A 7,532-nucleotide genomic window follows, 5' to 3' on the forward strand; every position below is an offset into this window, starting at 1 on the left:
GCCCGGGGGCGCATCTGGAGCGCCGAGCAACGCAGGGTGGGTGGCCGCGCGCGCAGCGCGCTTCGTGCACTGACTCGCGGTCGTTGTCCGAGTGCAGGGAGCGCAGCGAACGTAGCGAGTTCGGCCGCGGGCCGCCCACCCGAGTAGCGCAGGGCAGTCCGCGCCACGCGCGGACCGCGGAAGCTAAGCCCCCGGGCCCGCCCGCACGGCCCGGAGCAAACCAGCCCACAGCCACCAAGGGTGTTCGCGAACAACAAACCAACCACCAGCACCCGTTACCCACACCTACAACCCCACCCCAAGAGGCGATGCACACTCGACCGCAATGACGCCCCACAAGATCCAACGCCAGGTCGAGCGCATCCTGGATGAAAGCCGCCAGCGCACCTTGAGCATCATCGTGCAGGGCCAGCCCGACGGCTTGGCCGAGACGCTGCGCCGGGCGGCCGAAGCGGCCATGCAGCGGCGTGCGATCACCAGCGCCACCGACCTGCTGCCGGCCCCGTGGCACCCCGGCCAGGCGCGCAAGGCGCAGGCCGCGGCGCAGCGGCAGCAGAAGCTGAAGGTACAGGCGCTCAAACGCAGCGGCGCCGCCGCCATCGCGCCCTTGCAGGCGGCGGCCTTCATCCAGGCTTCGCGCCTGGCCCGCAGGTCCGACGTCGGGGGTCAGCCGCGCCCGCTGACCATGGCCGGCGCCGCCGCGATGGAGATCGACCGCGATGACCTCGCCCGCCTGCCGAAAGAACTGCCCGGCGTGCTGGCCATCTTTCCCAACCGGCGCGTGCCGGTGCCCCCGCGCCTGCGCGCCAAGACCCTGCCGCCCGAGGTGGAACGTTGGGTCACGCACGCCTGGGGCCTGGAAGACGTGGGCGCCCTGTCGTGCTGGGGCGCGTTCGACGCCCGCGGGCAGGGCGCCAAGGTGGCCGTGCTGGACACCGGCGTCGACGCCTCCCACCCCGACCTGCAAGGCAAGGTGGTCGGCTTTGCCGAGTTCGATGCCAAGGGTGGCGTGCTCAAGCAGGGCCCCGACCAGGCCTGGGACGCCGACGGCCATGGCACCCATGTATGCGGCACCATCGCCGGTGGCCGGGCCAGCGGGCGCTGGATCGGCATGGCGCCGCAGGCGCAGCTGCTGGTGGCCAAGGTGCTGGGCAAGACCGGCGGCACCGACGAGCAGATCCTCAAGGGCATGGAATGGGCCGTGGCCCAGGGTGCCGAGGTCATCAACATGTCGCTCGGCGGGCTCACCTTCGACCCCGGCGTGCTGGACACCTACACCGCCGCGATGATCGCGGCCCGGGCGGCGGGTGTGCCGGTGGTGGTGGCCATCGGCAACGATGGCGCGCAGACCAGCGGCTCGCCGGGCAACGACTTCTTTGCGCTGGCCGTCGGCGCGATGGACGTGCAAGGCCGCATCGCTGCCTTCAGCGGCGGCCGCACCCATGTGGTGGAAACCTCGGATGCCATCGACCCGCGCCACCTGCCGCTGGTGTATGCCAAGCCCGACGTGGCCGCGCCCGGCGTGCATGTGTACTCGGCCATTGGCAAGAACAAGTGGGAGCACCTGAACGGTACCTCCATGGCATCGCCCCACGTGGCCGGTGCGCTGGCCCTGCTGCTCAGCCGCACCGCCGCGGCCAAGCAGCAGTCGGCGCTGCTCTCGCTCACCGGCTGGGACCGGTCGGACGCGCTGCTGCAGCTGCTCACCGGCAGCGTCACCGACTGCGGCGAGAACGGCCAGGACCACCGCTACGGCCACGGCAAGCTCTCGGTGCTGGCGGCCTATGGCAATGCGGTGGAGCTGGGCTATCTGCCCGCGGCTTGATCTGCGTCGCTTGAAGCCCGCCCCCGCAGCCCTTACGCTTTGTAGGCAGCCCCAGGACCTTGCCATGAGCCACACCCCCCACGCCTTGCGCGACGCCAGCCTGGTCGAGTTCGCGGCCCAGGCCGATGCGGCCGAGCGCACCTCGGTCATCATCGAAGCACGCCGGCTGCCGCTCGACCCGTCGCCCGCATCGCTCGCGCGGCACACCAACGTCGGCCCGGGCGGGCTGCTGCCGCCGCCGGCCACCCAGCGCGCCGCGGCCGCCGCGCCGCTCAGCGATCACCCGGCCTGCGACATGAACGACCTGGAGGCCTGCCTGTCCAGCCTGGGCCTGGCTGAGGCGGCGCGCCGCAACGACCTCAACGGCAGCTTCGTGGTGGAAGTGACGCCGCCGCAGCTGCGCGTGCTGGCACAGGCGCCTTCGGTACAGGCGATCCACAGCAACCGGCATCACCGGCGCGGCGGGGGCTGAGCCGCACGGCCGGCCGGCGGAGTTCGGGCTAGCATCCGGGCCCCTACCGGTCGGGGAGCCACCGTGCTGCCGCGCGTCGACGAAGAGATCACTTTCCGCAAGCTCGAGATCCTGCTGGCGTTCCTGGAATGCGGCAGCCTGTCGCGGGCCGCAGAGCGCCTGGGCATCAGCCCGGTGAGCGTGCACCGCGCGCTGCATTCGCTCGAAACCGGCACCCGCTGCACGCTCTTCCGCCTGGAGGGCCGCAACCTGCAACCCAACGACGCGGCGCATGCCCTGGCCGATGTGGCGCGGGAAGTGCTGCGCACGATGGCCGACGGCATCCGCGCCACGCGCGAGCTGGCCGGTTACGCATCCGACCGCATCCGCATCGGATCGTTGTACTCGCTCACCAACCGCGCCATGCCCGCCCTCATCATGGCGCTCAAGATGCGCAAGCCGGACATCCAGACCGAGCTGGTGCTCGGCGCCAATGCCGACCTGCTGCGCAAGCTGCGCGACGGCGCCATCGACGCCGCCGCCATCGGCCTGCCGCCCGATGCGGCGGATGTCGAATCGCAATTGCTGTTCGAGGACGACATCTTCTTTGCGGCGCCCGCGCAGTCGCCTTATGCCGGGCGCAGCGAGGTGGATCTGGCGGATTGCGTCGATGAGCCCTTCGTCAGCCTGGGTGAGGGTTTCGTGACCTACAGCGGCTTCGTCGAAGCTTTCGCGCTGGCCGGTCATGCGCCGCGCGTGGTGATGACCATCGGCGATATCTTCTCGCTGATGAACCTGGTCAGCGGCGGCATCGGCTACACCTTGCTGCCCGGGCGCGTGCGCAGCGTGCTGCCGGCCAACGTGTGCCTGGTGCCGCTCAGTGCGCACTACCGGATCCGCCAGCGCATTGCGCTGTGCTTTCTGCGCGCACGCGAGCGCGACCCCAACCTGCTGGCGCTGCTGGCGGCCTGTCGCACACAGCGCTTCGAGGCCGGCTGACGACAGCCGCACTTACGCTTCGCGTAAGGATCATCCCGTCTGCGTAATTGTGCGGCCGGACCTCGGCCGATATGGTTCGTTCCCGGCAAGTGCCGATCGAACCAAAGCCGCCGCAGAACGGCCCCTGACGGAGACACCTCATGATCATCTATGGCACCGCCTTGCTGGCGGTCTGTCACCTGTTTGGCATCTTCTTCGGCGATGCGCTGGGCGCCTTGCTGGGCGTGAAGACCAACGTGGGGGGCGTGGGCATTGCCATGCTGCTGCTCATCAGCATCCGGCTGTGGCTGCAGAAGTCTGACCGCCTGCCCCGGCTGACCGAAGCCGGCATCGAGTATTGGGGCGCCATGTATATCCCGGTGGTGGTGGCGATGGCGGCTCAGCAGGACATGGTCGCCGCACTGCGTGGTGGTCCGGTGGCGGTGATCGCCGCTGCCGGCACGGTGCTGCTGTGTGCCGCGGTGATCTCGGCCATCAACCGCAGCGAGCAGATCGAGGAAGACCCGACCCCGGCGACTGCCCACCAAGACGGCGCGCTGGCCGCCAAGACGGAGTGAATGGCCATGATCGAGATGCTCGAAAAAACCGTCGCCCACAACGGGCTGGTCGCTGCCTTTGCGCTGGTGGGCGCCGTGGTGCTGCTGGCTGGATGGCTGTCGCGCCATCTCACGATGGGTCGCGTGCACGGCTCGGCCATCGCCATCGTCATCGGGCTGGCGCTGGCCTGGTGGGGCGGGCGCCTCTCGGGTGGGCACAAGGGCTTGGCGGACGTGCCGCTGTTTGCCGGCATCGGCCTGATGGGCGGTGCGATGTTCCGCGACTTCGCCATCGTGGCCACGGCCTTCGAGGTGCAGGTCACCGAGGCGCGCAAGGCCGGCTTGATCGGCGTCGTCTCGCTGCTGCTGGGCACGGTGCTGCCCTTCATCTTCGGCGCTCTCGTGGCCCGTGCCTTCGGCTATGACGACGCCGTCAGCATGACGACCATCGGCGCCGGCGCGGTCACCTACATCGTGGGGCCGGTCACCGGCGCGGCCATCGGCGCCAGCTCGGAGGTGATGGCCTTGAGCATCGCCACCGGCCTCGTCAAAGCCATCCTCGTGATGGTGGGAACGCCGGTGGCAGCTCGCTTCCTGCGGCTCAAGACACCCCGGTCGGCCATGGTGTTCGGCGGCCTGGCGGGCACCGTCAGCGGCGTGTCGGCCGGCCTGGCGGCCACCGACCGCAAGCTGGTGCCCTACGGTGCACTGGTGGCCACCTTCCACACCGGGCTGGGCTGCCTGATGGGCCCTTCCGTCCTTTTCTTCGCCGTCAAGGCATTCGTGGGTTGAGGCAGCAGCGATGGATCGCACGAACTGGAACACAAGGGCGGCGGACCGCACCGATCGCCTGGCGCGCGCCGCGCAGGCACTGGGCAAGGCCCGGGCGGGCAAGCACGTCGAGGCCGGCAGCATCGGCGAGCTGCTGGAGGCCGTGATGCAGCCGGGCGACCGCGTGTGCCTGGAAGGCAACAACCAGAAGCAGGCCGACTTTCTGGCGCGCGCGCTGGCCGATGTCGACGTCTCGCGCGTGCACGCGCTGCACATGGTGCAGTCGGTGCTGTCGCTGCCTGAGCACCTGGACATCTTCGAGAGCGGCATTGCGCGTCGCCTCGACTTCAGCTTCTCGGGGCCGCAAGGCGCCCGACTGGCCCGCCTGGTGGCGGCCGGCGGCATCGAGATCGGCGCGATACACACCTACCTGGAGCTGTTTGCGCGCTACTTCGTCGACCTCACGCCCAAGGTGTCGCTGATCGCGGCCCAGGCCGCCGATGCCGCCGGCAACCTGTACACCGGTCCCAACACCGAAGACACGCCGGCCATCGTCGAGGCGACGGCCTTTGCCGGCGGCATCGTCATCGCCCAGGTCAACGAGGTGGTCGGCGCGCTGCCCCGCGTCGACATCCCGGCCGATTGGGTGGACTTCGTGGTGCAGGCCCCGACGCCCAGTCTCATCGAGCCGCTCTTTACCCGCGACCCGGCGCAGATCAGCGAGATCCAGGTGTTGATGGCGATGATGGCCATCAAGGGCATTTATGCGGAATACGGGGTGCAGCGGCTGAACCACGGCATCGGGTTCGACACCGCAGCCATCGAGCTGCTGCTGCCCACCTATGGCGAGTCGCTGGGGCTGAAGGGCCGCATCTGCAGCCATTGGGCGCTCAATCCGCATCCGGCGCTCATTCCGGCCATCGAGGCCGGTTGGGTCAAGACGGTTCACTCCTTCGGCTCCGAGCTGGGCATGGAGGAGTATGTTCGCGCCCGCGGCGACGTGTTCTTCACCGGCGCTGACGGCAGCCTGCGCAGCAACCGCGCGTTCTGCCAGGCTGCAGGCCACTATGCCTGCGATCTGTTCATCGGCTCCACGCTGCAGATGGACCTGCAGGGCGACAGCTCGACGGCCACGCTCGGGCGCATCACCGGCTTTGGGGGCGCGCCCAACATGGGCGCCGATGCGCGCGGCCGCCGCCACGCCAGCCCGGCCTGGCTGAAGGCGGGGCAGCAGGCGCGCGCCGGCCGCGGCGGCGCCGCAGGCACGCCGCGCGGCCAGAAGCTCGTGGTGCAGATGGTGGAGACCTTTCGCGAGCACATGGCGCCGGCTTTCGTGGAAAAGCTCGACGCCTGGGAGCTGCAGCAGCAGGCCGGCATGGATTTGCCGCCGATCATGATCTATGGCGAAGACGTCACCCACGTGCTGACCGAAGAAGGCATCGCCAACCTGCTGCTTTGCCGCACCGACGAAGAGCGCGAGCAGGCGATTCGCGGCGTGGCCGGCTACACCGCCGTGGGCCTGGCGCGTGACCGCCGCGCGGTGGAGAACCTGCGCGACCGCGGCGTCATCCGGCGCCCGCAAGACCTGGGCATCGACCCGCGCGAAGCCACACGCAACCTGCTGGCCGCCCGCAGCATGCGCGATCTCGTGCGCGCCTCTCACGGGCTGTATGCGCCGCCCAAGCGCTTCCGCAACTGGTGAACCGACGGAGCACCTCATGAGCGACATCACGCCGCGGCTCGAGAGCCTGCACTACAGCCTGGCCGGTGACCATCCGGCGGGCCTCTTCAAACCGGTACTGGTCGGGGTCGTCGGCTCCGGCAACCTGGAAGTCCTGCTGGAGCCCGCCGAGGGCGCGGGCTGCGAAGTCCGCATCGAGACCTCAGCCCGCGGCTTCGGCCAGATCTGGGAAGCGGTGGTGCGCGACTTCCATGACCGGCACCGCCTGTCCGGCGTTCGCATCGGCATCCACGACATGGGCGCCACCCCGGCCGTCGTCAGTCTGCGGCTGGATCAGGCCGTGCAGGAGCTGCGGTCATGACCGCCGCCGTCTCCTACGCCGAATGCAGTGCGCGCGAGCGGCTGGCCCACATCGTCGATCCCGGCAGCTTCCATGAGTGGCTGCCGCCGGCCGAGAAGGTGACCAGCCCGCACCTCGCGCAACTGGGGGTTCCTTGCGCCTTCGACGACGGCGTGGCCATCGGCCGTGCCCTGCTCGCCGGCCAGCCGGTGTTCGTCGCCGCCCAGGAGGGCGGCTTCATGGGCGGTGGTGTCGGTGAGGTGCACGGCGCCAAGCTGGTGGGCCTGCTGCACCGTGCGCTGCGCGACCGCCCGCAGGCCGTGCTGCTGCTGGCCGAATCCGGTGGGGTGCGCCTGCATGAAGCCAACGCGGGCCTGATCGCCGTCTCCGAGGTGATGCGCGCACTGCTCGACGTGCGGGCGGCCGGCATTCCGGTGGTGGTGCTCATCGGCGGTGCCAACGGTTGCTTCGGCGGCATGGGCATCGTGGCGCGCTGTGCCGACCAGGTGGTGATGAGCGACATCGGCCGACTGGCGATGTCGGGCCCCGAGGTGATCGAGGCATCGCATGGGGTGGACGAATTCGATGCCCGTGACCGCGCGCTGGTGTGGCGCACCACCGGCGGCAAGCACCGCTGGCTCATTGGCGATTGCGATGCGCTGGTGGCCGACGATGTCGGCGCCTTCCGCCAAGCCGCCATCGTGGCCATGGCACGGCCGCGGCCGGTGACCGCGGCAAGCCTGGAGGCAGAGCACCGGCTGCTGTCGCAGCGGCTGGGTCTGCTGGCGGGCCTGGACGATGGGGACGAGGCGCTGGCCCTGTGGCAGCGTTTGGGCGTGGAGCAGGCCGGGCAGGTGGCTGACCTGGAGGTGGACGCCGTGCGTGGCCTGCGCAAGGTGGCCCTGGAGGACGTGCGATGAACTGGAGAC

The 7,532-nt window shown here is 70.0% G+C and carries 8 protein-coding genes; all 8 read left to right on the top strand.

Features of this window, described 5'->3' with window-relative positions; genetic code table 11:
• The first annotated feature begins 325 nt into the window (after positions 1–325).
• Positions 326–1,825: a S8 family serine peptidase gene (locus tag ABNT58_RS29815; protein ID WP_348756969.1), complete on the top strand. Its 1,500-nt coding sequence runs from the start codon at positions 326–328 to the stop codon at positions 1,823–1,825.
• A 64-nt stretch (positions 1,826–1,889) separates the two neighbouring features.
• On the top strand, positions 1,890–2,297 hold the full coding sequence (locus tag ABNT58_RS29820; protein ID WP_348756970.1) for a hypothetical protein: 408 nt from the start codon (positions 1,890–1,892) through the stop codon (positions 2,295–2,297).
• 63 nt (positions 2,298–2,360) lie between these two features.
• The gene (locus tag ABNT58_RS29825) at positions 2,361–3,275 is read left to right on the top strand and encodes a LysR family transcriptional regulator (RefSeq protein ID WP_348756971.1); all 915 of its coding nucleotides are present in this window, start codon (positions 2,361–2,363) and stop codon (positions 3,273–3,275) included.
• Between the two features lie 140 nt (positions 3,276–3,415).
• On the top strand, positions 3,416–3,832 hold the full coding sequence (gene madL / locus ABNT58_RS29830; RefSeq protein ID WP_348756972.1) for a malonate transporter subunit MadL: 417 nt from the start codon (positions 3,416–3,418) through the stop codon (positions 3,830–3,832).
• A gap of 6 nt (positions 3,833–3,838) precedes the next feature.
• On the top strand, positions 3,839–4,603 hold the full coding sequence (madM, locus tag ABNT58_RS29835; protein WP_348756973.1) for a malonate transporter subunit MadM: 765 nt from the start codon (positions 3,839–3,841) through the stop codon (positions 4,601–4,603).
• A gap of 10 nt (positions 4,604–4,613) precedes the next feature.
• On the top strand, positions 4,614–6,284 hold the full coding sequence (mdcA, locus tag ABNT58_RS29840) for a malonate decarboxylase subunit alpha (protein WP_348756974.1): 1,671 nt from the start codon (positions 4,614–4,616) through the stop codon (positions 6,282–6,284).
• Between the two features lie 16 nt (positions 6,285–6,300).
• Positions 6,301–6,624: a malonate decarboxylase acyl carrier protein gene (gene mdcC, locus ABNT58_RS29845; RefSeq protein WP_348756975.1), complete on the top strand. Its 324-nt coding sequence runs from the start codon at positions 6,301–6,303 to the stop codon at positions 6,622–6,624.
• Entirely contained in the window at positions 6,621–7,523 is a 903-nt protein-coding gene (locus ABNT58_RS29850) for a biotin-independent malonate decarboxylase subunit beta (RefSeq protein ID WP_348756976.1), read from the top strand. The genes mdcC and ABNT58_RS29850 overlap by 4 nt, the downstream gene beginning before the upstream one ends.
• The last annotated feature ends 9 nt before the right edge of the window (positions 7,524–7,532 follow it).

This window comes from uncultured Aquincola sp. (assembly GCF_964001545.1).
Taxonomy (GTDB): Bacteria; Pseudomonadota; Gammaproteobacteria; order Burkholderiales; family Burkholderiaceae_C; genus Aquincola.

Excerpts from the sequence above, each read along its gene's own strand:
- ABNT58_RS29815 (WP_348756969.1), top strand. The coding sequence starts at position 326 with ATGACGCCCCACAAGATCCAACGCCAGGTCGAGCGCATCCTGGATGAA.
- ABNT58_RS29820 (WP_348756970.1), top strand. The coding sequence starts at position 1,890 with ATGAGCCACACCCCCCACGCCTTGCGCGACGCCAGCCTGGTCGAGTTC.
- madL (WP_348756972.1), top strand. The coding sequence starts at position 3,416 with ATGATCATCTATGGCACCGCCTTGCTGGCGGTCTGTCACCTGTTTGGC.
- madM (WP_348756973.1), top strand. The coding sequence starts at position 3,839 with ATGATCGAGATGCTCGAAAAAACCGTCGCCCACAACGGGCTGGTCGCT.
- mdcA (WP_348756974.1), top strand. The coding sequence starts at position 4,614 with ATGGATCGCACGAACTGGAACACAAGGGCGGCGGACCGCACCGATCGC.
- mdcC (WP_348756975.1), top strand. The coding sequence starts at position 6,301 with ATGAGCGACATCACGCCGCGGCTCGAGAGCCTGCACTACAGCCTGGCC.
- ABNT58_RS29850 (WP_348756976.1), top strand. The coding sequence starts at position 6,621 with ATGACCGCCGCCGTCTCCTACGCCGAATGCAGTGCGCGCGAGCGGCTG.